Origin of the sequence: Mesorhizobium album, assembly GCF_033977205.1 — a bacterium.
GTDB classification, from domain to species: Bacteria; Pseudomonadota; Alphaproteobacteria; order Rhizobiales; family Rhizobiaceae; genus Mesorhizobium; species Mesorhizobium album.
In genome coordinates, this window is the sequence record NZ_JAVIIW010000053.1 from 12,860 (window position 1) to 33,975 (window position 21,116).

Genomic DNA, 21,116 nt, shown 5'->3' on the forward strand with positions numbered 1-21,116 from the left:
CGCGGCGTCCGCCTCACTTGACAGCGCGTCCGGAACTCGAATGGGATGTCGCGCCGGGTTGCCGCGCAACTCACGGGGCATGGGTGGAATGGCCGGGGACGCTCTGTCTGATCTCTTGAAAACGGTGCGTCTCACCGGAGCGACGTTTTTCGACATAAAGGCCCAGGACCCATGGGCCGTCTGCTCGCCCGCCCCCTCCTCGATATTGCCGAAGATCCTTCCCGGCGCGGATCACCTGATTTCCTACCACGTGCTGACGACCGGCCGTTGCTTCGCCCGTATCATCGGCAAGGAGGCGATCGTCGTGGAGGCCGGCGAAGTCGTCGTCTTCACCAGGAGCGACCCTCATATCATGTCGAGCAATCCGGACCTGCAGGCGGATCCGCCGACGGCGGATGTGCTGGAGATCGCCTCCGCAAGTCAAAAGCCGTTCCACCTCAACTATGTCAGCGATGGATCGATCTCGGCCGGGCTCGTCTGCGGCTACCTCGCCTGTGATGCCTTGCCGTTCAACCCGCTGCTCGAAGCCCTGCCACAGGTCATCAAGGCCGGAGACTCAAAAGGCGATGCCGGCTGGCTCGGCCAGTTCATCAAACTGGCGGTATCGGAGGTCGCGCAGAAGCGGGCGGGCAGCGAGACGGTGCTCACCAAGCTCAGCGAGCTGATGTTCGTCGACGTCCTGCGCCGCTATGTGGAATCGCTGCCGCCGCAGCACACCGGCTGGCTGGCAGGCCTGCGCGATCCGCATCTGAACAAGGCGCTGGCGCTGATCCACGATCGCCCGGCGAGCAACTGGACGGTGGAGGCGTTGGCGAAGGAGTCCGCATTGTCGCGCACGGTGCTCGCCGAACGCTTCACCAAAATCGTCGGAATGCCGCCGATGCACTATCTCGCCAAATGGCGGATGCAAATCGCCTCGGAATTGCTCAGCACCGGCAACGTCAACATCGCGACTATCGCAGCGGACATCGGCTATGAATCCGAGGCGGCGTTCAGCCGTGCCTTCAAGAAGATGATCGGCGTCCCGCCCTCGGCCTGGCGGCTTGGCGTTCGGCCCGCGCCCGGTTCCGGAAGCGACGAGGCCTCCGAAACCGAAATCGCACCGGCCGCACCAGCAGCGAACTAGCGATCCGCCAGCGCCAGCTTGGCGCCCAGCATGACGAAGGCGCCGGCGAAGGTGCGGCGCATCCAGGTCAGCACCATCGGTCGCGACACGACATGGCTGCGGATCGAGGCCGCGAACACGCCGTAGACGACGAAGACGAGGAAGGTCATCAGCATGAAGACGCCGGAGAGCTCCAGCATCTTGGGCAGCGCATGGGGCTCGGTGGTGCTGACGAATTGCGGCAGGAAGGCAAAGAAGAAGATCGACAGCTTCGGGTTCAGGATGTTGATCAGGATGCCGGAGGTGATGACCTTGGCCGCCGGGCGCGGCGCGACGTTCTCGTCGACGCTCAGGCCGCCCCTCTCCTTCAGCGTATTCCAGGCCATGTAGAGCAGATAGGCGACGCCGAGATATTTCAGCGTCTCGAAGGCGACGGCGCTGGTGTGCAGCACGGCGGCAAGGCCGGTGATGGCCGCCGCCATATGCGGGATGATGCCCAGCGTGCAGCCGAAGGCGGCGATGATCGAGGCCCGCGCGCCGCGCGAGAGGCCAGCACTCAGCGTGTAGAGAACGCCGGTGCCGGGCGAGGCCACGACAATCAGCGACGTCAACAGGAATTCGATGCTCACGGTTTCCTCCACGGCCCTGCCCGCGCGGCAAGGTACCGGGAGGTGTGGGTGTGGGCAAGCGGGGGGCGCGAAGGAACGCGAACCTCTCCGTCTTTCCTCGCCGAAATCTACTCAGACGTCCGACTGAAGCTCGCTTGAGACGCCGGCGGGACAGCGCCCCCCTCTGCCCTGCCGGGCTTTCGTCGTTCGCAAAGCCAAGCAATTGGCTTCGCGTCCGCTACGCGGACCACTCCTCAATCACCCACAAGGGGGGAGATTGGCAGTTCGAGCGCCAGCCCATACATCCCCCTTGCCATCAGGCAGTCGTCGCCGCCGGGCATGCAGGCGCGGCAGACATGGGGGCGGGCATCGTAGATCGCGCAGGCCGTCCCCTTGCCCACCTCGCCGCGAAGCGCGGCACAGCGGCCACCCTCGCAGCGCATGCCGGACTGGTCGGCGGCAACCAGATCCTCGGGGATGAGGTCCAGTTCGGCGTCTTCCTCCGTGGAAAAACGCGGCCAGTCCGCCGAATAGGCGCAGCAGGCCCCGCAGCTCTGGCAGTCGAAAGCTGGCAGGGCGACTTCCCTCGGCGACAAGACGTCTCTGTCGGCCGAAGCGGCCAGCCAAGGCGCAAGGGGATTGCGATCAGCCTGGTGCGGCAAGGCGCTACTTCTTCTTGCCTGTCTTGCGCGGCAGCACTTGCGCCGGCGTCTCGAACAGATCGGTCGCGACCGGTTCGACGGCTTTCGGCGCGGCAGCCGGCTTGGCCGGTTTTACAGTGGCCGCCGGGACCTCCTTGGGAGAGAACTTTATGGCCATGTCAATCCTCGTAGGAAAATCGCGATGACGGCGCCCGCGGATTGCGCAGGCGGCCGATCAGCGCCGAAACCGCCGTGATGTTCATTTCCTCGGGCGACCAGTTCCTGGGCTCCGCGACGTAGTGCGGCGCCAGTTCGCGGTGCGTGCTGCCGCTGTAGGCGGCATCCAGATGCGTCACCCGCTCATGCGTCTTGCCATCCTCAAGCACATATTCGATCAGATAATTGGGGCATTCGGCGCGGCTACGCACGCCGACGCGCACCTGGGCATCGCCATGGGCCCGCCTGCAGCGCTCCAGCTTTTCCAGCACGCGCCGGACATATTCGACCGGCTTGTCCAGGACTTCGACCATGTCGGCAATCGTGGAATCCCCGGCGATGGGCGTTTTCGGCACGCGCTTGGTGGCCATCAGCGTTTGCCCGTGCGTTTCGGCCCGACCTGCTTCGGCAAGGCGGCAAGGGCGGCATCGGCCACCCTGTCCTCGGCTTCCTTCTCCAGGCGCAGTTCGCGCAGCCGCGCGGTCTTGGCCTCGCGGGCCTGGCTGACGGCATCCTGTTCGGAAACGATGCGGTTAAGCGACATCGACTGCGTCCGGGCCTTGCTGAGAAGCGATTCGGCCTGGCTGCCTTGTGTCTTCGAAGTGAGGGACAAATTCTTCTCCTGATCCCGGAGCATTCAAATGCCGGCGCAATGGTGCTTAGCACATCCCATTCCGCCGGCGACGCACAATTCAGTGCCCGGAAGCGAAAAAGGCCAGGCAGTGCCTGACCCTCCTCTCGCCATCTGCCGGTGCCAGTACATCCGTGGTCACCGGTAAGGCTGAATTCTGCTTAGGCAGCCCGCAGCTGGTCTGCGGACATCTTGCCCGACTTTTTGTCCCGGACCATCTCGTAGCCGAGCTTCTGGCCTTCGACGATGTCGCGCATTCCGGCGCGCTCTACTGCCGAGATGTGAACGAAAACGTCGGCCGAGCCGTCGTCAGGCTGAATAAAACCAAAACCCTTGGTGGCGTTGAACCATTTTACTGTGCCGGTGCTCATAACGAACCCTTTCCATGGCAAATATTCGTTCGCCGTCATGCGACTGCATAACTACGTCTGTCTCGATTTTTGATGGAGGAAGTTCGCCAAGGCGCGCTCGGCGCGCGGATAACAAAAGTCAGTCAAACAAATATCGACGTCGTCCTCGTAGACTTCATTTGAGCGCCTGTCAAATTTCTTGTTTGGCGACCGCTGCATAGCCGCGGCCCCGGCACGCGCTTGATCTCCTCGAAATGGCAGCAACAGATATCTTGCGGCTCGAACCCATGACGCCAGCCGCAAGCCGGTTCCAGGGCTTCGGGAAAGGGCTGCGGCAGCATTTATTGCGGTCGCCGGACGGCAATCCTACGGGCGGCAAAGAACGGGAAAAAAGTTGGAACCATTCGGTGCTTTTTGCGAAGAGGGTAATCTCCCCCCTCGTGGGGGAGATGGCCGGCAGGCCAGAGGGGGGCGCGAAGGAACGCGAACCGCTCCGTCCTTTCCTCGCCGAAATCTACTCAGACGTCCGATTGAAACTCGCTTGAGATGCCGGCGGGACAGCGCCCCCCTCTGCCCTGCCGGGCTTTCGTCGTTCGCAAAGCCAAGCAATTGGCTTCGCGTCCGCTACGCGGACCACTCCTCAATCACCCACAAGGGGGGAGATTGGCAGTTCGAGCGCCAGCCCATACATCTCCCTGGCCATCAGGCAGTCGTCGCCGCCGGGCATGCAGGCGCGGCAGACATGGGGGCGGGCATCGTAGATCGCGCAGGCCGTCCCCTTGCCCACCTCGCCGCGAAGCGCGGCACAGCGGCCACCCTCGCAGCGCATGCCGGACTGGTCGGCGGCAACCAGATCCTCGGGGATGAGGTCCAGTTCGGCGTCTTCCTCCGTGGAAAAACGCGGCCAGTCCGCCGAATAGGCGCAGCAGGCCCCGCAGCTCTGGCAGTCGAAGGCGGCTGGTGCGTCGATCAAGGTCAGGAAGGAATGGTCGTGCGGCAAGGCGATCCTCATGGTCGCGATGCCTCTAGCATAGGGCCTGGGAAAGCGCCTGCATCGGCCGAACAAGATTTTTTTATTTTGCCGGGAACCATTTCGCGGGCTGCGAGTTAGGTTTCCTGTCGTTAGCAGTTCACGAGCAATCGAGAAAGGCTGATGACAAAGACGCCCCCCGCGCCGTAAAAAAGTGCGAGGGGCGTTTTCTTTGGCGGCTTACATCACCGCATTCATCATCGGGAGGATTTCGTAGCGGAAGCCCCGGCCCGACCGCACCGTCGGGTCGCCGTCGGTCAAGGCCCTGGCCTCGGCCTCGTCCCTTGCGCGCACAATGCCTAGCCCCCACGGACCGGCCGGATCGGCGACCGGGCCGAACAGGACCACTGCGCCTTCATCGAGCTTGCCGCGCAGATAGTCGGCATGCGCGCTCATCAGCGCCCTCTCCTCTTCCGTCAGGGTGAAGGCGAAGTCCGGCCGCGGCGGGATCAGCCGGCAATGGAAGACCGAAAGCGGCTTGGCACCGGTCTCCCTGGCGACGAAATCACCAAGCCAGCCCAGCACGCGTTCCCAGCCCGAACCATGGTCGCGGCAGGCGTCCCGGCGCGGACCGAAGCCCTCGTGGCGCAGCGTCAGTCGCGTGCCGTTCTCGACCGCTTCCAATGTGTAGGTGACGGTGGTGACGTTGTCGCCGTCCCAAGGCGCCTTCCAGGTCATCACCAGGCGATGCGGCGGCTCGACTTCGAGATATTCGCCCTGGACATGGAAATCGCGGCCGTCGGCGCCCTTGCCTTCCGAGCGCCAGGCGCCGCCAGGCCGGACATCGGCCATGTGTTTCGTCGTCCGGTACATGTTGTCGGCGCCCCACCAGAGCGGGATCTGGTCCTCGGCGGTGATGGCGCGAAAGACGCGGTCGGGCGGCACGGCGATCGTCACCGTGGCAAGGATGGTCCCGGCGGAAACGTCGGCGATCGCGCGCGGTCTGTCGTTGCTGGCCATTAGTCCTCCTCCAGATTGGCGTTCTCCAGATAGGATTTGAGATTGCCGAGGCTTTGCTGCCAGAAGTCGCGGTAGGGCAGGATCCAGTCCGCCACGTCCTTCAGCTCTGCCGGCTCCAGCCGGTAGACGCGCTCGCGGCCCCGCCGCTGCTCGGAGACGACGTTAAGCTCGCGCAGGACCCTCAGATGCTTGGAGATGGCCGGCCGGCTCTGCGAGAAGGCGGACGCCAGCTCGTTGACCGGCGCCGGGCCCTTCCGCAGCCGGTCGAGGATGGCGCGCCGCGTCGGATCGGCGATGGCGCGGAAGACGGAATGGTCCTGCTCAGCCTGCGGCATGATGCGTATCCATTTGGTTACCTATTATGCCAAATTGCGGCGACGGTCAATTCTCCTCGACCGGCGATAGGGCTTCGCTGATGGTTCAGCGCTCCTGATCGGTCGGCCGGATCAGGATCTCGTTGATATTGACGCGCGGCGGCTGGCTGACAGCGTAGAGGATGGCGTTGGCGATATCCTCGGCGGTCAGCGCTTCCATGGTGGAGAGGCGGTGTTCGAGACCGGCCTTGAATTCCTCGTTGGTGATGTGATCGCCGAGCTCGGTGCGCACCAGGCCGGGCTCGATCACCGTGACGCGCACCTTGTCGGCATAGACCTCGCGGCGCAGCGATTCCGAGAAGGCGACGACGCCGAACTTGGTCGCCGCGTAGCCGCTGGCGCCGGGATTGGCGACGCGGCCTGCCACCGACGAGACGTTGACGATGTGGCCCTTGGAAGCCTTGAGATGCGGCAGCGCCGCCTTGGTGGTGGCCATCAGGCCCATCAGGTTGAGCTCGATCATGCGGCGCCAGTCGTCGAGATCGGCTTCGGCCGCGGGCGCGAGCAGCATCACGCCGGCATTGTTGACGAGGATCTCGAGCCGGCCCCATTCGGAAACGACCTTGTCGACCATGGCGGTGATATCGCCGCCCTTGGCGATGTCGGCCGCGATGGCGAGCGCGGTGCCGCCGGCTTTCTCGATGCGGCCGGCCAGCGTCGCCAGGCGATCAATGCGGCGGGCGGCGACAGCCACCTTCGCGCCTGCGGCGGCGAGCGCGGCGGCCGTCGCTTCGCCGATACCGGATGAGGCGCCGGTGACGAGCGCGACCTTGCCCGCGAGAGGGGAATTTGCGGATGTCATGAGATTTCTCCAACTACCCGCCCTTCCCTCACATAGGCCGCGCGGGCCGTTCTTGAAGTCCGCCATCGGAGCAGTTGACGCAATTGCGGCCAAAACCGGCGCGCACTGGGAACTGCTCTAATCCTGCTCGTGCGGTCCTGGCTCCGGCCAGGGCTCCTTGGCGGCCTCCGCATACCAGTGCCGCATTGCCGGCGTCGCCAGCACCGCATCGACATAGGCACGCGTGACGGGCGCAAGCTCGCCGCCATAGGTGTAGAAGCGGGTGACGATGGGCGCGTACATGGCGTCGGCGGCCGTGAAATGGCCGAACAGGAACGGGCCGCCCGTGCCATATTGCTCACGGCACTGCCGCCAGATCGCCTCGATCCTCGCCCGCTGCGCCTCGCCCTCGGCATCGAGCGGCTTGTGGGCCTTCGGCCGGCGCAGATTCATCGGCCAGCCATAGCGGACCTCGCGGAAACCGGAATGCATCTCCGTCGCCACGGAACGCGCCAGGGCACGGGCGCCGAGATCCTCCGGCCAGAGCTTTTTCTCCGGAAACAGGTCGGCCAGATATTCAAGGATGGCAAGGGTTTCCCAGACGATCCTGCCCCCTCCCTTCAACGGCTTGTGGTTCAATACGGGCACAAGGCCGGTCGGCGAGACCTTGGCCAGATTGGCGGCGGTCTCCGGCGTGCGCAGCCGCACGAAGCTTTCCTCGAAGGGGATGTCCAGATGCCGCATCGCCACCCAGGGCCTGAGCGACCAGGAGGAGAAGCATTTGTTGCCGATATAGAGCGTGAATTCAGCCATGATCGCCCCCACTTGGTGTCGTTGCGGCGTCAGGCTAACCGCTCCGCCCGCCCCATGAAAGTCTTCCGTCGCCACGCGGCAGACCGCACGGGAACCCGAACGTTGTCCGCTCGTTGTCGTGTCGGATGCAGCGCTCGCATCCTGCTCCTATTCCAGACCCGGGAGATGCGGATATGGTGAACAGGCATCAGGTCGTCGGGATCGCCAAGCAGGTGAAAGGCACGCTCAAGCAGGCCGCCGGCAAGGCCACCGGCAGCCGGCGCTTGCAGGTGGAAGGCGTGTCCGAAAGGATCGCCGGCAAGGTGCGCAAGGCCTATGGCGACGTGAAGGACAAGGTCCGCAGGGTGCTCTGATCTGTTCCACCACTCTTGAAGAGGCCGGCGCGATCCTCGCGCCGGCCTCTTCAACGTTCAGCGCCGCTTTCGCCCAGAGGACCGAAAGTTCGAGCGGCATCCTGGAGGCCCGCCTCTTCCCGAGGCTTTTCCGTTCAGGTGGCCCAGCTTTTGGCGAAGGCGTTGGTGAAGACGGTCTCGCCCTGGTCGCCAGCCGCCTCGCCAAGGACCACGTCCATGTGGTCGTCGGTCACCCGCGCCAGCGCGAAGCCGCCCATAAAGGCCGCCTTCGGCTTGACGATGTCGAGCCCGTCGCGCTGGTAGATCATCGGTACCTCGTGCTGATGGCCGTGGAAGAGGGCGATGACGTTATAGCCCTTCAGCACGCCGAGCAGCGCCTGGCGGTCGGCCTCGCTCCACCAGTGCGGCTTGCCGGTCCCCTGATCGTCATAAGCGTGCCTTGCCGGATCCCAACGCTCGATCGAGAAGCTGTCCCAGCCATAGTGCTGGAACAGGATCACTGGACGGCCGTCGCCGGCGTAGGTCGCCAGATCCTGCTTCAGCCAGGGCAGGCTGCTCAGCGCGCCATGGCCGGTGTCGCCCGCAAAGCGGTGGGTCTGGATCAGATGCAGGCCGCCCCAATCCCAGGAATAGCAGTCGGTGTCGATATCGTAATTGGTCGCCGGCACGGGCGGCTTGAAGAAGACGCCGGGGCGATGGTTGACCTCGACATAATCGCGCATCTCGCGGCGGTACCAGTCGACATGGCGCTTCGGTCCATTCTGGTCGAGATCGTGGTTACCGAGCCCGACATAGACGGGAATATGGACGCGGTCCGGCCCGACGCCCTGCTGGTAGCGCTGGCTGAACTGCAGAAGCTGCGTGCCCTCGCTCGGCTGGGTGATCTGGCCGCCGCCGTCGTCGGTGATGTCGCCCCCGGTGACGAGGCCGAGCGGCGTGCCGATGCGCTTGCCGGCCGACCGCAGGCCGGTGGCGACGCCGTTGATCTCGACCGGCCACTGCTTGTCCTCGATTGCGTTGAGCGCCGCCACGTTGCGCAGCAGCGCGGCGTCGGTCTTGCCCTCCTGCTCGCAATGGAGGCTGAGCCCGTGCACCATGCGGCAGGCATGGATGTCGGCGATGAACAGGAAGGTCGCGTCGATCGGCTGGATGCGCTGGCCGGTCTGAGCGAAAGCGGAGCGCGGCAAGGCGGCAGCCGCGGCGAGGCCGGCTGCCTCGATGAGGAAAGAACGGCGGGAAAAGGGGATTGAAGTAAGCCGCTTCATAATCGCGCGATTGAACATTTTCAGCGCCATTTCGTCCAGTTTGGCGACCGAGAGGCCCTTTCGCGCTTCGATGTCATGCCGACGAAAGTTCGGTGATCGATCAGTCTGAATTTTCCTTGAGCTTTCTCAAGAACCACCCGGCTGCTGTCACTGTCCCGAACCCCGATGCGGCTATGACGGCAGCGAGTGGCGTCATGCCAATCGTCAGGTAGGCGGCCGCGGCTCGACCCTCTCCAACCCCTCCAGGCACTGCCTCAGGATGCTAGCATCCTGCGCGGCCTTGGCCATCGACATGGCGCCGGAATAGGCCGCCACCGTGAGCGCGGCGAAGCGCTCGGGATCGGTTCCGGCTTCGCCGCCGGCCAGCTGGTCGGCGCGTATCTTGTCGGCGAGCGTCTGCCGCCAGCCGGCGAAGATGTCGGCCAGCGCCGAGCGGAAATCGGGATCGGCTAGCGACAACTCATGCGCGAGATTGTTGAGCGGGCAGCCGCGCACAAAACCCTGCTGCTCGAGTTCCGTAGCCACCGCTTCGAACACCGAGCGCACGCCTTCGCGCGCCGAGGGCGCCGCCCGCATCGGGGCGATCCAGGTCTCTTCGACGGCGGCCGCCACGCGCTCCTCGATCACCGCCAGCGCCAAGGCCTTCTTGGTTGGAAAATGGTGGTGCAGTGCGCCGCCGGTGATGCCCGCCGCCGCCATCAGGTCACCGAGGCTCGAGGCGTGATAGCCGTGCGCCTGGAAGGAGTCTTCCGCCACATCGAGCACGCGACGGCGCATGCCTTCGGGGTCGTTGGTGCGCTTTTTGCGCATCGCCATCTCCTCCTTCTCCCCTTGTGGGAGAAGGTGCCTGAACAGTGAAGGCGGATGAGGGGTGCTCCAGCTTGGCAAAGACGGCGATCCGTCCAGCACCCCTCATCCGTCTTGGCGCTGCGCGCCAATCCACCTTCTCCCACAAGGGGAGAAGGGAAGGACAAAGATATCAGATTGACAAAACAGGACAACCGGTCTGTTTATAAACAGGATGATCATCCTGTTTTGAGGTTTTGACCATGAACCAGTCCGATAGCGCTCTCCTCCACCGCCTTGCCTCGCCGGTGGTGGAGCTCCGGCAATACACGCTGAAGCCCGGCCAGCGCGAAACGCTGATCGCGCTGTTCGACCGGGAGTTCATCGAGAGCCAGGAAGCGTGCGGCATGACAATCATCGGCCAGTTCCGCGATCTCGACCGTCCCGACATGTTCGTCTGGCTGCGCGGCTTCGAGAACATGGAGGCGAGGAAGGATGCGCTGACCGCTTTCTATGACGGGTTGGTGTGGGCCGAGCATCGCGACGCCGCCAATGCGACGATGATCGATTCCGACGATGTGCTGTTGCTGAAGCCGGCATGGCGGGATGCGGGCTTCGACCTCTCGGGATTGAAGCGGCCCGCAACCGTGGACGCAGGGAAACCAAGCCAAGATGGCGGCTTAGCGGGAATTGTTGAAATTTCGATTCATCATTTGCAGCCGGGCACAGAGGCTGATTTTGGCAGGCGTTTCCGGACGGAAGCGGTTCCGCAACTCGCGGCAAATGGGGGCCGGCTGCTCGGTGCCTTCGTCAGCGAGCATGCCGAAAACACATTCCCGCGCCTACCGGTGAGAGTCGGCGAGAACGTCTTCGTCGGCGTCACCGGTTTCGCGGACGAGACGGCGCACGCCGCCCTCGTCAGTTCGCCGGCATGGCGGGCCTTTCGAACAGCTTTGGAGCCGGCCCTGACGAAGCCAGCTCAGGTGCTACTGCTTTCGCCGACATCGCGGTCGCTGCTCGGCCGGTGATCCCTACCGGTTCGGCTGCTACGGCTTGACGGTGAACTCTGTCCACATGCCCGTCGCGAAGTGACCGGGGACATTGCAGATGAGCACGTATTTGCCGGGTTTCAGGTCTACGGTAAGCGTGCCCGAAGCGCCCGGGTCGAGTTCGGAAACCTCTCCCTTGTCGCCGGCCTTGTCCTCATCGACCCGGTTCTCGGCAGCAATATAGGGAAGCGGGTCCTTGGGATCCGCTCGATACATCACGATCATTTCGTGGATGGTATCCTTGGAAGTGTTCTTCACCTTGAACGTGATCTTGCCGGCCTTCACCGTCGCGGGCTTGGCCGTCATCCCCATAGTTGCCTTCGACATGTCGACATTTGGCGTTCCATAGGCGAAGCCAGCGGTCATGGGCGTGTTCGCCCCTTTGTCCCACAACGAAACCTGAACGGTGCTGGCGGCCTGGGCGGCGCCAGCCATCGTGATAACCGCGGCAAACCCCACTGCCGCATTTCTTACCAGCTTTTTCACAGCGAAATTCCTCCGGCAGACACCGGTGGAACCGACACCGGCAATCGACCGCTTACGGGCCGTGAACCAACGAGCAGCCCAACGGTGACTGCATGGTTGCACCTCCAGCCACATCCAGCCTTGCGCTGGATCAAACCGATACGGCTGAACAAAACGGACAATCAGCGAATGCCGTGGAACGACTAGCCCCACCAGGTATCCTCGTTCCCGAAGGCTTGGCCGATGATCGCGGCCACCAACGCCGGGTCGTCCCAATGCGGATTGTGGCCGCAATCCTGCGCCCGGAGGAGCCGTGACCCGGCCAACTCTTGCGCCAAGGCCTGCTGGTGCGCCTCGCCAAAAAGTGGATCGGCGGCACCGGCAATGATCAGAGCCCTCGTCCGCACGGAGCGTGCCGCTGCGGTCAGGTCCGTGCGACGGACTCCCTGAAGAATCGCGCGCCAGCGCGCCGCCGGCATCGCCGAAGCGTCCTTGGCCATGCCGGCGAGAAAGGCCTGCGGCACGCCAGGCCCGCATTGATGCCACCAGTCGTAGAACGGATCTGCCGGTGAGATCGGATCGCGGAGCGCTGCCACGCCGACGACCAACGCATGGTCCGACGCGAAATCGGCCTTCAACGCCCCGGCCATCACCACCAATCCACCAATCAATTCCGGATGCCGCGCGGCCAGCGCGATCGACACCATGGCGCCCAGCGAATGGCCGACGACGACCGGCCGGGCGAGCCGCAGGCTCCGGATCAGCCCGGCGACATCGTCGGAGAAGTCGGTGATGTCAAAGCCCTCGCCCGCCTGCGAGCCGCCGTGGCCGCGCAAGTCCGGCATGATCAGCCGGCGGCCGCGAAGATGCGGCGCCAGCAGCGAGAAGCTGCGGCTGGTGTCGGTGAAGCCATGCACCAGCACGAGCGGCGGTCCCGAACCGGCGATCTCGACATAGGCAAGGTCGAGGCCGCCGACATCGACGCGCCGCTTGCGGCCTGCCCAGGCGTCCTGCTCGGTCAGCGCATCCTGTTCCGACAGGTCCAATGCCGCAGGCCTCACAGTCCAAGCTTTTCCTTCACCGCGGCGAGGCCGGGCTTGCCATCGAAGGTGGTGACGCCGGCAAGCCAGGCGTCGAGCCGGTCCTTGTTCAGCGTGATCGACTTAAGCGCCCCCTCCTCCGGCTTCATGCCGTCATTGATGAGGTAGCCCATGCCGACATTTTCCAGATCGATGTCGAAGGCGAGGTTCTTCAGGAACTGCGCCACGTTCGGACATTGCTGCAGAAAACCCTTGCGCACCTGCGTCGTCACGGTGGCGGCGCCGAAATTCGGACCGAAGAACTTGTCGCCGCCGGTCAGGTACTTGAAGTCGTACATCGTGTTCATCGGATGCGGCGCCCAGCCCTGGAAGACGATGAACTGCTTCTCCTTGATCTCGTAGCCGACCTCCGAAAGCATGCCGGCTTCGCTGGATTCGACCACCTGCCAGCCGTCGAGGTGAAACTGCGGATCGGCGATCGCGTCCATCATCAGCTGGTTCGATCCGGGCTCGATGCCGTACATCTTCTTCCCGAATTTGTCGGCGAATTTGTGCAGGTCGGACAGATCTTTGACCCCGGCCTCCCAGACATAGGTGGGCACGGCAAAAGTGTATTTGGCGCCGACGAGATTGACGCGGACATTCTCGATCGAGCCGTCGTTCTTGTAGGGCTCGTAATAGGTGACCATCGCCGGGTCCCAGTAGCCGAGGAACAGGTCGAGGTCCTTGTTCTTCATGCCTTCGTAGATGACGTTGATGCCGAGCACCTCGCTCTGCGGCTCGTAGCCCAGCGCCTGAAGCAGGACCTTGGCCACGCCGGTGGTGAAGGCGAGATCGTTCCAGCCGGGCTCGGCCATTCTCACCGCCCTGCACTGCTCCGGCTCGGCCGCGTAAGCCGTTTGAGCGGCCAGCATCAAGGCAGCGAGACAGACGCCATTCGCGAGCAATCGCAACATTCCGGTTCTCCTCTTTCTTGTTGACCATTTGGTCATGTTATTGTCCCATTGGTCAATTGTTGATCTGGACGGACGAAAATGTCAACATGGATTCGCAATGCATGGATCGATCCGGTGAAGCTCACGCGTCTCAGCGACATACGCCGCAAGGAATTGCGGCAGGCGGCCTTCGCGGTGCTTGAGCGCGAGGGCATCGCCGGCGCGACGCTAGAAAAGGTCGCGGCCCAGGCCGGCGCCTCGAAGGGCATTGTCCTGCACTATTTCCGCAACAAGCAGGAATTGTTCGAGCATGCGATGCGCGAGGCAAATGCCGTGCTGTGCAACGCGGTGGTGGCGCGGCTCAAGCGAGCGCATACGCCGATGGAGCGGCTCGACGCAGTGATCGAGGGCAATTTCGAGGAGCATCTGTTCCTGCCGCCTCTATGCCACGCCTGGCTTTCGCTCTGCGCCGAGGTGCCGCGCGACGAGAAGCTGGCGCGCATCCAGAAGGTCATCCATGCGCGCATGCGCTCGAACCTGTTGTCCGGCTTGCGCGGCCTCACGTCACCGGAAGCGGCCGACGACATCGTGCTCGGCGTCACCGCGCTGATCGACGGGCTGTGGCTCAGGCTCGGCCTGCGGCCGGGCAGCGTCTCGCGCGAGCAGGCGGTGCGCCAGGTCAAGGACTATGTCGCTGCGCGGCTGGCGCTGCGCCAGCCCGCGTCCGTCGGCCTCGCCTCGGCCGGATGAAAAACTGGTCCTATAGATCGGCACTCTCTGCGCCATCCCAGTCCTTGAAGCCGAGCGCGGCGACTTCGTCGAGGATCCGCTCGCGGATCCAGCGGTGCGGCGGCTCATCGTCGTGCCGGGCGTGCCAGTACGTCCTCACGGCGGGGGACGGCATCGATATTGTGGGAGCGCCGATGGCGGAGCACGCCCTTCCCTTCTCCCCTTGTGGGAGAAGGTGGCCGCGAAGCGGCCGGATGAGGGGTGGTGGAAGGATCGCGGAATTGAAGAACTAGGCGTTTCCAATCCTCCAATTTTCTAGCGCCTCGTTTCCTCCAACACCCCTCATCCGTCTCGGCGCTGCGCGCCGATCAACCTTCTCCCACAAGGGGAAAAGGAAGAGGCGCCACCCTTCAACCGATTTGCATTCCCCTCGCCCGCAATCTCCGCTTGATGCCATTTGTGCAACGCGATACGCCCTTGCGCAAATCGACAACCGGAGGCTTGCCGTGAGCGCTGAAAAGACCAGAACCGAAACCGACACATTCGGTCCCATCGAGGTCGCGGCCGACCGCTACTGGGGCGCGCAGGCGCAGCGTTCGCTTGGCAATTTCAGAATAGGTTGGGAAAAGCAGCCGGCATCGATCGTGCGTGCGCTCGGCGTCATCAAGCGCGCGGCGGCCGAAGTGAACATGGAGATGAAGCGGCTCGACCCGACGATCGGCAAGGCGATCGTCGAGGCGGCGCAAGAGGTGATCGACGGCAAGCTCAACGACCATTTCCCGCTGGTCGTCTGGCAGACGGGCTCCGGCACCCAGTCCAACATGAACGCCAACGAGGTGATATCCAACCGGGCGATCGAGCTGCTCGGCGGCGTGATGGGCTCGAAGAAGCCGGTGCACCCCAACGACCACGTCAATATGAGCCAGTCGTCGAACGACACCTATCCGACGGCCATGCATATCGCCTGCGCCGAGAGGATCGTGCATGACCTCTTGCCGGCGCTGCACCACCTGCACAAGGCGCTTGCCGCCAAAGCCCGCGCCTTCAACCACATCATCAAGATCGGCCGCACCCACACACAGGACGCAACCCCCCTCACCCTTGGCCAGGAATTCTCGGGCTACGCCGCCCAGGTCGTCTCGTCGATCAAGCGCATCGAGATCACGCTGCCCGGCCTGCAGGAGCTGGCGCAGGGCGGCACCGCGGTCGGCACCGGCCTCAACGCGCCGGTCGGCTTTGCCGAGAAAGTGGCGGACCGCATCGCTTCGATCACCGGCATCTCCTTCGTCACGGCGCCGAACAAGTTCGAGGCGCTCGCCGCGCACGATTCCATGGTGTTCTCGCACGGCGCGATCAACGCGGCGGCGGCCGCGCTGTTCAAGATCGCCAACGACATCCGCTTCCTCGGCTCCGGTCCGCGCTCGGGCCTAGGCGAGCTGTCGCTGCCGGAAAATGAGCCTGGCTCCTCGATCATGCCCGGGAAGGTCAATCCGACGCAGTGCGAGGCGATGACGCAAGTCTGCGCACAGGTGTTCGGCAACCACGCGGCGCTCACCTTCGCCGGTAGCCAGGGCCATTTCGAGCTCAACGTCTACAACCCGCTGATGGCCTACAATTTCCTGCAGTCGGTGCAGCTGCTCGCGGACGCTTCCGTGTCGTTCACCGACAATTGCGTGGTCGGCATCGAGGCCCGCGAGGACAACATCAAGGCGGCGCTGGAGCGCTCGCTGATGCTGGTGACTGCGCTTGCCCCCACCATCGGCTACGACAACGCCGCCAAGATCGCCAAGACCGCGCACAAGAACGGCACCACGCTGCGCGAGGAGGCCCTGGCCACCGGGCTGGTCAGCGAAGCCGACTACGACCGGCTGGTGCGGCCCGAGGACATGACGCATCCGGGGTAGTGCAAGTGACGGGCGTTCCGGCCAAGTCTCCAAGGCATGCGACCTGCCAATGCCAACAATGGACAACATCTCGCGGCGGGAGAATTTGCTCCCGCAGCCGGTTCTCGCGATACGAATTCGCGCTGACCAGTTGATCGCAGAAATATTGAACCTGTGAACAATGTGTCACCGCATAAGCGGCTTTGGTGAACAGTCTTCGTGATCTATCTGACTGGGCATTCAACCCCCGTTCGGAGACTCGCCATGTCCATCAACACTTCCGCTGCCGGCACCGGCACCGCATCCAACAGCTCCACCACGATCCTGCTCGGCCGCATCCTGCTTGCCGTCATCTTCCTGCTTTCCGGCTTCGGCAAGCTCACCGCCATTTCCGGCACCGCCGCCTATTTCGGCGCCCTCGGCCTGCCGGTGCCGACCGTGACCGCCGTTGTCGTCGGCCTGATCGAGCTGCTCGGCGGCCTTGCCATTCTCGTCGGTTTCCAGACGCGGATCGCTGCCTGGGTGCTCGCCATCTTCACGATCGCCACCGGGCTGGTCGCCCATACCGGCTGGGCCGACCAGATGCAGATGATCCAGTTCCTCAAGAACCTCGCCATCACGGGCGGCTTCATCCTGCTCGCCTCCTCCGGCGCCGGCGCCTATTCGATCGACGCCAAGCGCGGCTGAAGGTTTTGTTTGACGCAATTTCGAACGGAAAACCGCCTTACACTTTTCCTGGAATTGCTTGTTCCTCCCAGGCCTTAGCGAAAGCGGCGCGGATTTTTCCGCGCCGCTTTTTCGTTTTCTCAAATGCAGGCGTAAATTGCACCGAGAGCCGGTATGATCCGGGCACCGGCAAGGGAGGTGGCCATGGCCCGCAACGCACTGCTTCTCATCTCGCGGCTTCTGCTTGCCGCGCTTTTCGTGCCTTCAGGTTTCCAGGCGCTCACCAACATCGCCGGCACGACGCGCTATTTCGCCGGTCTCGGCCTGCCGCTGCCGACGCTTGCCGCCTGGGGCACCAGCCTGTTCGAGCTGATCGCCGGATTGTTGATCCTCGTCGGCTTCCAGACGCGGATCGTGGCGCTACTCTTGGCTGCCTTCTGCGTCGTTGCCGGCTTCATCGGACATTACGGCCAAGGCGGGGACGATGCGATGATCGCCTTCCTGCACCAGCAGATGCTGATGAAGGACATTGCGATCGCCGGCGGGTTCCTGGCGCTCGCCATGGCCGGAGCCGGCGCATGGTCGGCCGACGGGCGCGGCTTCGGCATCGGCGCCGAAGTGACCTGAAGCGGCTCTATTTCACCGACACGCCCTATTTCACCGACACACTCGGCCCGCCCTCGACCGCCAGCACAAGGCGGCGGTTGGTGATGCGCGCGAGTTGCGCCAGCCGGCCGGCCGGACGCTCGCCATAGAGGTCGGCGAGCGATGCCGGTAGCACCAGCGCCAGCACGCCGTTGCCGCGGCTTTCCCATTTCAGCCGCGGCATCACGCCGGGCATCGCCGCCGTCAGCAGATAGACGACGCGCATCATCGCCGCGAGCACGCGGGCGCGCTCGAGCACGCGCGGCGGCGCCAGCGCCTTGATCTCCGGCGCGATCCCATCGTTGAAGATGCCGTCATGGCGATAAGCGCTGGCCAAGGCCAGATAGGCGCGGCCGGGATGGTCGACACCGATGAAGGAGGCATGCGCGATGATGTTGAGCGACTGCCGGCCGCGATATTCGGGATGCGCGCGCCAGCCGATATCGGCCAGCAGGCAGGCGGCATGGCGGTAGCGCGCCTCGTCCACCGTCTCGTCGATGCCGAAGGCCTTGAAGGCCTTGCCGGTCCATTCGACGAGGTCATGGGCGTGGTGGACCGAGCGCGAACGCAACACTGCCAGCTCTTCGGCGGCCGAGATCAGCGGGTCGGCTTTCTGCTCGGCCGCGTCGAGCAGCGAATAGAGGAAGCCTTCGCGCACGCCCTGCGCCGAGACGACGATCTTGGAGGGCTGCATCGCCGCCATGATCTCCTGCAGCACGACGGCGCCGTAAGGCAGAAGCGAGCGGCGGTTCTTGGAGACGCCCTCGATGCCCTTGACCTTCTCGACCTCGCCCTTGGCCACCTGCCTGAGGAAGGCCTGCGCGCTGTCGGCGGCGATCTCGTAGTGATGCATGACGCCGAGCGGATAATTGTTCATCTCCATGTGCAGCCGGGCGAGGTTTCGCCAGGTGCCGCCGACGGCGTAGAAGACCCTGCCCTGCCCGCCCTTCAAGAGCTTCGCCCGCGCCAGTTCCTGGCGCGCGATCTTCTGCGCCTGGACGAGCGAGTTCTTGGCCATGTCCTGCAGGCGCAGGCCGCCGAGCGGCAGCGTGATGCCGTCGCCGATCGCCTCGCCATTGATGTCGACCAGCTCCAGGCTGCCGCCGCCGAGGTCGCCGGCGATGCCGTTGGCCGGATAGAAGCCGGAGATGATGCCGAGCGCCGAATAATGCGCTTCCTGGCGACCGGAGAGCACGCGGATCTCGGTCTTCAGCACATCCTCGGCGCGGTGGATGAAGTCCGGGCCGTTGATCGCCTCGCGCGCGGCCGCGGTCGCCAGCACATACATATGCTCGGCGCCGGCCTGGTTTGACAGCGCGCGAAAACGGCGGAACTCCTCCATCGAGCGCGTCACCGCCTCGGGATCGAGCTTGCCCGTGGAAACGATGCCGCGACCGAGACCGGCCAGCATCTTTTCGTTGAACAGCAGCGTCGGCGAGCGCGCCAGCCCTTCATAGACGACAAGGCGGATCGAGTTCGATCCGATGTCGATGATCGACAGCGGCCGCCGGTCCTGGAGCCGGCCCTGGGAGACTGAAATCACTCGGCGGCGATCTTCTTGCGGCGCTTGAACTGGGCAATGCGCCTGGGCGCATGCGATTTCAGCGCGTCACCCCGTCCGGAAAGGCTCGGATTGGTCATGAAATATTCCTGCGCGTTGAACGGTTCCTCACCCTCCTCCATCACGACGCGGCGGGAGGTGCCGTCAGCCAATACGTCGAAACTTTGCTGGTTGTCCATGACATTGCCGAGCATGATCTGGCCAAGCACCTGCTCATGCACAGTAGGATTGGTGATCGGCACCAGGGTCTCGACGCGGCGATCGAGATTGCGCGGCATCATGTCGGCCGAGGAAATGTAGACGATCGCCTCATCCGACGGCAAGCCGTGGCCATTGCCGAAGCAGAAGATGCGGCTGTGCTCGAGGAAGCGGCCGACGATCGACTTGACCCTGATGTTCTCGGACAGGCCCGGCACCTGGGGCCTGAGGCAGCAGATGCCGCGCACCACGAGATCGATCTCGACGCCGGCGCGGCCGGCGTCATAAAGCGCGTCGATGACGGTCGGATCGACGAGCGCGTTCATCTTCATCCAGATGCGGGCCGGCCGGCCGTCGCGCGCATGGGAGACCTCGTCGGCGATGTGCTTCAGGATGCGGTTGCGCAGCGTGAACGGCGACACCGCAACGCGCATCTCCTCCGCAGGTTCGGCATAGCCGGTGATGAAGTTGAAGATCTGGGCGACATCGCGCGCGATGATCGGGTCGGTGGTGAAGAAGGACAGGTCGGTGTAGATTCGGGCGGTGACCGGGTGGTAGTTGCCGGTGCCGAGATGCACATAGTTGCGCAGCCTGCTATCCTCGCGGCGGACTACCAGCGACATCTTGGCGTGGGTCTTCAGCTCCAGGAAGCCGAAAACGACCTGGACGCCGGCACGCTCCAGGTCACGCGCCCAGCGGATATTGGCCTCCTCGTCGAAGCGCGCCTTGAGCTCGACAAGTGCCGTCACCGACTTGCCGGCCTCGGCGGCGTCGATCAGCGCGCGCACGATCGGGCTGTCGTTCGAGGTGCGGTAGAGCGTCTGCTTGATTGCCACCACTTCCGGATCGGCCGCCGCCTGGCGCAGGAACTGCACTACCACGTCGAAGGATTCGTAGGGGTGATGGACGATGATGTCCTTCTCGCGGATGGCGGCCAGGCAGTCGCCGCCATGCTCGCGGATGCGCTCGGGGAAGCGCGGATTGTAAGGCGTGAATTTGAGGTCGTCGCGCGGGATGGCGACGATCTCGGAGATCTGGTTGAGCGCCAGCGGACCGGTGAGCACGCTGATGCGGCTTGCCGAGACGCCGAGCTCACCGGCGACGAACTCGCGCAATTCGGCCGGCATCAGGGTGTCGAACTCGATGCGGATGACCGATCCGCGGCGTCGACGCTTCAGCGCCGTCTCGAACAGGCGCACGAGGTCTTCCGACTCCTCTTCCACCTCGATATCGCTGTCGCGGATGATGCGGAACGTCCCGGAACCCTTGACCTCATAGCCTGGGAACAGCTTGCCGATATACAAGCCGACCGCCTCTTCCAACGGGATGAAGCGGATATGGTGCCTGCGGTCCGGCAGGCGGATGAAGCGCCGCAGCGCCACCGGCAGGCGCAGAAGCGCGCTCATTTCTTCGCCATTCCTGCGGTGGCGCAATTGCAGCGCGATGGAAAAGCCGAGATTGGGAATGAACGGGAACGGATGCGCCGGGTCGATGGACAGCGGGGTCAGCACCGGGAAAACCTGTTCCTGGAAATGCTCTTCCAGCCAGGCCCTCTCTTCCTTGCTGAGCGCGTCGCGGGTAATGCTCTCGATGCCTTCCTTGTTGAGCAGCTCCATCAAGGTCGACAGGCTCTTCTGCTGATCTTCCTGCAGGCGCTCGACCTCGCGCAGCAGCTGCTCGAGCTGCTGCTCGGGCGTGCGGCCGTCCGGGCTCTTCAGCGCAATGCCCTCGCGCACCTGGCCGGCGAGGCCGGCGACGCGGACCATGAAGAACTCGTCGAGATTGGCGGCCGAGATCGAGAGAAAGCGGACGCGCTCGAGCAGCGGATGGTGCTCGTTCAGCGATTCCTCCAGCACGCGTCGATTGAACTGCAGCCAGGAGAATTCGCGGTTGACGAAACGGTCGGGATTACCGCCGTCGGGGCTCGCCGCCTCGACAGTGATGAACTCGTTCTGCACCGGCCTCAGTTCGCTCATGGTTCCTTGCCTGCAACCGTTCTCTTTGAACCCCATACACCGCCGGGCGCGTTATG

At 64.2% G+C, this 21,116-nt stretch carries 25 protein-coding genes; 7 read left to right on the top strand and 18 right to left on the bottom strand.

The features are described 5' to 3' along the window. The first annotated feature begins 88 nt into the window (after positions 1 to 88). Positions 89 to 1,126, top strand: coding sequence for an AraC family transcriptional regulator (locus RFN28_RS29610; protein ID WP_320290679.1), 1,038 nt, complete (start codon positions 89 to 91; stop codon positions 1,124 to 1,126). Here the strand turns inward: RFN28_RS29610 and RFN28_RS29615 are convergent. The 11 genes from RFN28_RS29615 to RFN28_RS29665 all read right to left on the bottom strand — a co-directional run bounded on the left by RFN28_RS29615 (position 1,123) and on the right by RFN28_RS29665 (position 7,509). Beyond that, on the bottom strand, positions 1,123 to 1,734 hold the full coding sequence (locus RFN28_RS29615) for a LysE family translocator (RefSeq protein ID WP_320290680.1): 612 nt from the start codon (positions 1,732 to 1,734) through the stop codon (positions 1,123 to 1,125). The genes RFN28_RS29610 and RFN28_RS29615 overlap by 4 nt on opposite strands. 233 nt (positions 1,735 to 1,967) lie before the next feature. Next, on the bottom strand, positions 1,968 to 2,375 hold the full coding sequence (locus tag RFN28_RS29620; protein WP_430679179.1) for a YkgJ family cysteine cluster protein: 408 nt from the start codon (positions 2,373 to 2,375) through the stop codon (positions 1,968 to 1,970). Between the two features lie 4 nt (positions 2,376 to 2,379). After that, positions 2,380 to 2,532: a hypothetical protein gene (locus tag RFN28_RS29625; RefSeq protein WP_320290681.1), complete on the bottom strand. Its 153-nt coding sequence runs from the start codon at positions 2,530 to 2,532 to the stop codon at positions 2,380 to 2,382. Between the two features lies 1 nt (position 2,533). Then, positions 2,534 to 2,941, bottom strand: a complete 408-nt coding sequence (locus RFN28_RS29630; protein ID WP_320290682.1) for a hypothetical protein — start codon at positions 2,939 to 2,941, stop codon at positions 2,534 to 2,536. Further along, positions 2,941 to 3,183: a hypothetical protein gene (locus tag RFN28_RS29635; protein ID WP_320290683.1), complete on the bottom strand. Its 243-nt coding sequence runs from the start codon at positions 3,181 to 3,183 to the stop codon at positions 2,941 to 2,943. Before RFN28_RS29635 ends, RFN28_RS29630 begins: the two co-directional genes overlap by 1 nt. A 179-nt stretch (positions 3,184 to 3,362) precedes the next feature. Beyond that, a complete protein-coding gene (locus RFN28_RS29640; protein ID WP_192246232.1) occupies positions 3,363 to 3,572 on the bottom strand; it encodes a cold-shock protein in 210 nt (69 codons plus the stop codon). A 619-nt stretch (positions 3,573 to 4,191) separates the two neighbouring features. Next, complete coding sequence (locus tag RFN28_RS29645) at positions 4,192 to 4,563, bottom strand: YkgJ family cysteine cluster protein (RefSeq protein ID WP_320290684.1); 372 nt, start codon at positions 4,561 to 4,563, stop codon at positions 4,192 to 4,194. 198 nt (positions 4,564 to 4,761) lie between these two features. Then, entirely contained in the window at positions 4,762 to 5,541 is a 780-nt protein-coding gene (locus tag RFN28_RS29650) for an SRPBCC domain-containing protein (RefSeq protein ID WP_320290685.1), read from the bottom strand. Further along, positions 5,541 to 5,876 carry an ArsR/SmtB family transcription factor gene (locus RFN28_RS29655; RefSeq protein ID WP_320290686.1) on the bottom strand — a complete coding sequence of 112 codons (336 nt, stop codon included), beginning with the start codon at positions 5,874 to 5,876 and terminating at the stop codon, positions 5,541 to 5,543. The genes RFN28_RS29650 and RFN28_RS29655 overlap by 1 nt, the downstream gene beginning before the upstream one ends. 85 nt (positions 5,877 to 5,961) lie before the next feature. After that, a complete protein-coding gene (locus RFN28_RS29660; protein WP_320290687.1) occupies positions 5,962 to 6,717 on the bottom strand; it encodes an SDR family NAD(P)-dependent oxidoreductase in 756 nt (251 codons plus the stop codon). A 117-nt stretch (positions 6,718 to 6,834) separates the two neighbouring features. After that, positions 6,835 to 7,509, bottom strand: coding sequence for a glutathione S-transferase family protein (locus tag RFN28_RS29665; RefSeq protein ID WP_320290688.1), 675 nt, complete (start codon positions 7,507 to 7,509; stop codon positions 6,835 to 6,837). A gap of 173 nt (positions 7,510 to 7,682) precedes the next feature. Here RFN28_RS29665 and RFN28_RS29670 point away from each other — a divergent pair, with 173 nt between their 5' ends. Next, positions 7,683 to 7,862 carry a CsbD family protein gene (locus RFN28_RS29670; RefSeq protein WP_320290689.1) on the top strand — a complete coding sequence of 60 codons (180 nt, stop codon included), beginning with the start codon at positions 7,683 to 7,685 and terminating at the stop codon, positions 7,860 to 7,862. 134 nt (positions 7,863 to 7,996) lie between these two features. Here RFN28_RS29670 and RFN28_RS29675 read toward each other — a convergent pair whose 3' ends face one another. Together RFN28_RS29675 and RFN28_RS29680 are read right to left on the bottom strand one after the other, a co-directional pair. After that, a complete protein-coding gene (locus RFN28_RS29675) occupies positions 7,997 to 9,145 on the bottom strand; it encodes a metallophosphoesterase (protein ID WP_320290690.1) in 1,149 nt (382 codons plus the stop codon). Between the two features lie 186 nt (positions 9,146 to 9,331). Continuing rightward, a complete protein-coding gene (locus RFN28_RS29680) occupies positions 9,332 to 9,937 on the bottom strand; it encodes a TetR/AcrR family transcriptional regulator (protein ID WP_320290691.1) in 606 nt (201 codons plus the stop codon). A gap of 239 nt (positions 9,938 to 10,176) precedes the next feature. On the opposite strand from RFN28_RS29680, the gene RFN28_RS29685 reads away from it, so the two are divergent. Beyond that, a complete protein-coding gene (locus RFN28_RS29685; protein ID WP_320290692.1) occupies positions 10,177 to 10,941 on the top strand; it encodes an NIPSNAP family protein in 765 nt (254 codons plus the stop codon). An 18-nt stretch (positions 10,942 to 10,959) separates the two neighbouring features. Here RFN28_RS29685 and RFN28_RS29690 read toward each other — a convergent pair whose 3' ends face one another. From RFN28_RS29690 to choX, 3 genes are all read right to left on the bottom strand, one after another. After that, complete coding sequence (locus tag RFN28_RS29690; protein WP_320290693.1) at positions 10,960 to 11,448, bottom strand: sulfocyanin-like copper-binding protein; 489 nt, start codon at positions 11,446 to 11,448, stop codon at positions 10,960 to 10,962. Between the two features lie 182 nt (positions 11,449 to 11,630). Continuing rightward, positions 11,631 to 12,488 (bottom strand): alpha/beta fold hydrolase, encoded by an 858-nt coding sequence (locus RFN28_RS29695; protein ID WP_320290694.1) that lies wholly within the window; start codon positions 12,486 to 12,488, stop codon positions 11,631 to 11,633. After that, complete coding sequence (gene choX, locus RFN28_RS29700) at positions 12,485 to 13,423, bottom strand: choline ABC transporter substrate-binding protein (RefSeq protein ID WP_320290696.1); 939 nt, start codon at positions 13,421 to 13,423, stop codon at positions 12,485 to 12,487. The genes RFN28_RS29695 and choX overlap by 4 nt, the downstream gene beginning before the upstream one ends. A gap of 78 nt (positions 13,424 to 13,501) precedes the next feature. Between choX and betI the strand changes: the two genes are divergently transcribed. The 4 genes from betI (at position 13,502) to RFN28_RS29720 (ending at position 17,307) form a co-directional block, all read left to right on the top strand. Continuing rightward, entirely contained in the window at positions 13,502 to 14,152 is a 651-nt protein-coding gene (betI, locus tag RFN28_RS29705; protein ID WP_320290697.1) for a choline-binding transcriptional repressor BetI, read from the top strand. 485 nt (positions 14,153 to 14,637) lie between these two features. Next, the gene (gene fumC, locus RFN28_RS29710; RefSeq protein WP_320290698.1) at positions 14,638 to 16,035 is read left to right on the top strand and encodes a class II fumarate hydratase; all 1,398 of its coding nucleotides are present in this window, start codon (positions 14,638 to 14,640) and stop codon (positions 16,033 to 16,035) included. Positions 16,036 to 16,278: 243 nt separating this feature from the next. After that, on the top strand, positions 16,279 to 16,701 hold the full coding sequence (locus tag RFN28_RS29715; protein WP_320290699.1) for a DoxX family protein: 423 nt from the start codon (positions 16,279 to 16,281) through the stop codon (positions 16,699 to 16,701). Positions 16,702 to 16,884: 183 nt separating this feature from the next. Continuing rightward, positions 16,885 to 17,307: a DoxX family protein gene (locus tag RFN28_RS29720; RefSeq protein WP_320290700.1), complete on the top strand. Its 423-nt coding sequence runs from the start codon at positions 16,885 to 16,887 to the stop codon at positions 17,305 to 17,307. A gap of 25 nt (positions 17,308 to 17,332) precedes the next feature. Here RFN28_RS29720 and ppx read toward each other — a convergent pair whose 3' ends face one another. Both ppx and RFN28_RS29730 read right to left on the bottom strand, forming a co-directional pair. Next, positions 17,333 to 18,868: an exopolyphosphatase gene (gene ppx / locus RFN28_RS29725; RefSeq protein WP_320290701.1), complete on the bottom strand. Its 1,536-nt coding sequence runs from the start codon at positions 18,866 to 18,868 to the stop codon at positions 17,333 to 17,335. Further along, positions 18,865 to 21,060, bottom strand: coding sequence for an RNA degradosome polyphosphate kinase (locus RFN28_RS29730; RefSeq protein ID WP_320290702.1), 2,196 nt, complete (start codon positions 21,058 to 21,060; stop codon positions 18,865 to 18,867). Before RFN28_RS29730 ends, ppx begins: the two co-directional genes overlap by 4 nt. Between the last annotated feature and the right edge of the window lie 56 nt (positions 21,061 to 21,116).

Coding starts and splice junctions, on each gene's coding strand:
- RFN28_RS29675 (WP_320290690.1), bottom strand. CDS start 9,145: ATGTTCAATCGCGCGATTATGAAGCGGCTTACTTCAATCCCCTTTTCC.
- RFN28_RS29720 (WP_320290700.1), top strand. CDS start 16,885: ATGGCCCGCAACGCACTGCTTCTCATCTCGCGGCTTCTGCTTGCCGCG.
- RFN28_RS29685 (WP_320290692.1), top strand. CDS start 10,177: ATGAACCAGTCCGATAGCGCTCTCCTCCACCGCCTTGCCTCGCCGGTG.
- RFN28_RS29715 (WP_320290699.1), top strand. CDS start 16,279: ATGTCCATCAACACTTCCGCTGCCGGCACCGGCACCGCATCCAACAGC.
- RFN28_RS29660 (WP_320290687.1), bottom strand. CDS start 6,717: ATGACATCCGCAAATTCCCCTCTCGCGGGCAAGGTCGCGCTCGTCACC.
- RFN28_RS29680 (WP_320290691.1), bottom strand. CDS start 9,937: ATGCGCAAAAAGCGCACCAACGACCCCGAAGGCATGCGCCGTCGCGTG.
- betI (WP_320290697.1), top strand. CDS start 13,502: ATGTCAACATGGATTCGCAATGCATGGATCGATCCGGTGAAGCTCACG.
- RFN28_RS29670 (WP_320290689.1), top strand. CDS start 7,683: ATGGTGAACAGGCATCAGGTCGTCGGGATCGCCAAGCAGGTGAAAGGC.
- RFN28_RS29665 (WP_320290688.1), bottom strand. CDS start 7,509: ATGGCTGAATTCACGCTCTATATCGGCAACAAATGCTTCTCCTCCTGG.
- RFN28_RS29650 (WP_320290685.1), bottom strand. CDS start 5,541: ATGGCCAGCAACGACAGACCGCGCGCGATCGCCGACGTTTCCGCCGGG.
- RFN28_RS29640 (WP_192246232.1), bottom strand. CDS start 3,572: ATGAGCACCGGCACAGTAAAATGGTTCAACGCCACCAAGGGTTTTGGT.
- RFN28_RS29655 (WP_320290686.1), bottom strand. CDS start 5,876: ATGCCGCAGGCTGAGCAGGACCATTCCGTCTTCCGCGCCATCGCCGAT.
- RFN28_RS29630 (WP_320290682.1), bottom strand. CDS start 2,941: ATGGCCACCAAGCGCGTGCCGAAAACGCCCATCGCCGGGGATTCCACG.
- RFN28_RS29645 (WP_320290684.1), bottom strand. CDS start 4,563: ATGAGGATCGCCTTGCCGCACGACCATTCCTTCCTGACCTTGATCGAC.
- RFN28_RS29625 (WP_320290681.1), bottom strand. CDS start 2,532: ATGGCCATAAAGTTCTCTCCCAAGGAGGTCCCGGCGGCCACTGTAAAA.
- RFN28_RS29730 (WP_320290702.1), bottom strand. CDS start 21,060: ATGAGCGAACTGAGGCCGGTGCAGAACGAGTTCATCACTGTCGAGGCG.
- RFN28_RS29610 (WP_320290679.1), top strand. CDS start 89: ATGGCCGGGGACGCTCTGTCTGATCTCTTGAAAACGGTGCGTCTCACC.
- choX (WP_320290696.1), bottom strand. CDS start 13,423: ATGTTGCGATTGCTCGCGAATGGCGTCTGTCTCGCTGCCTTGATGCTG.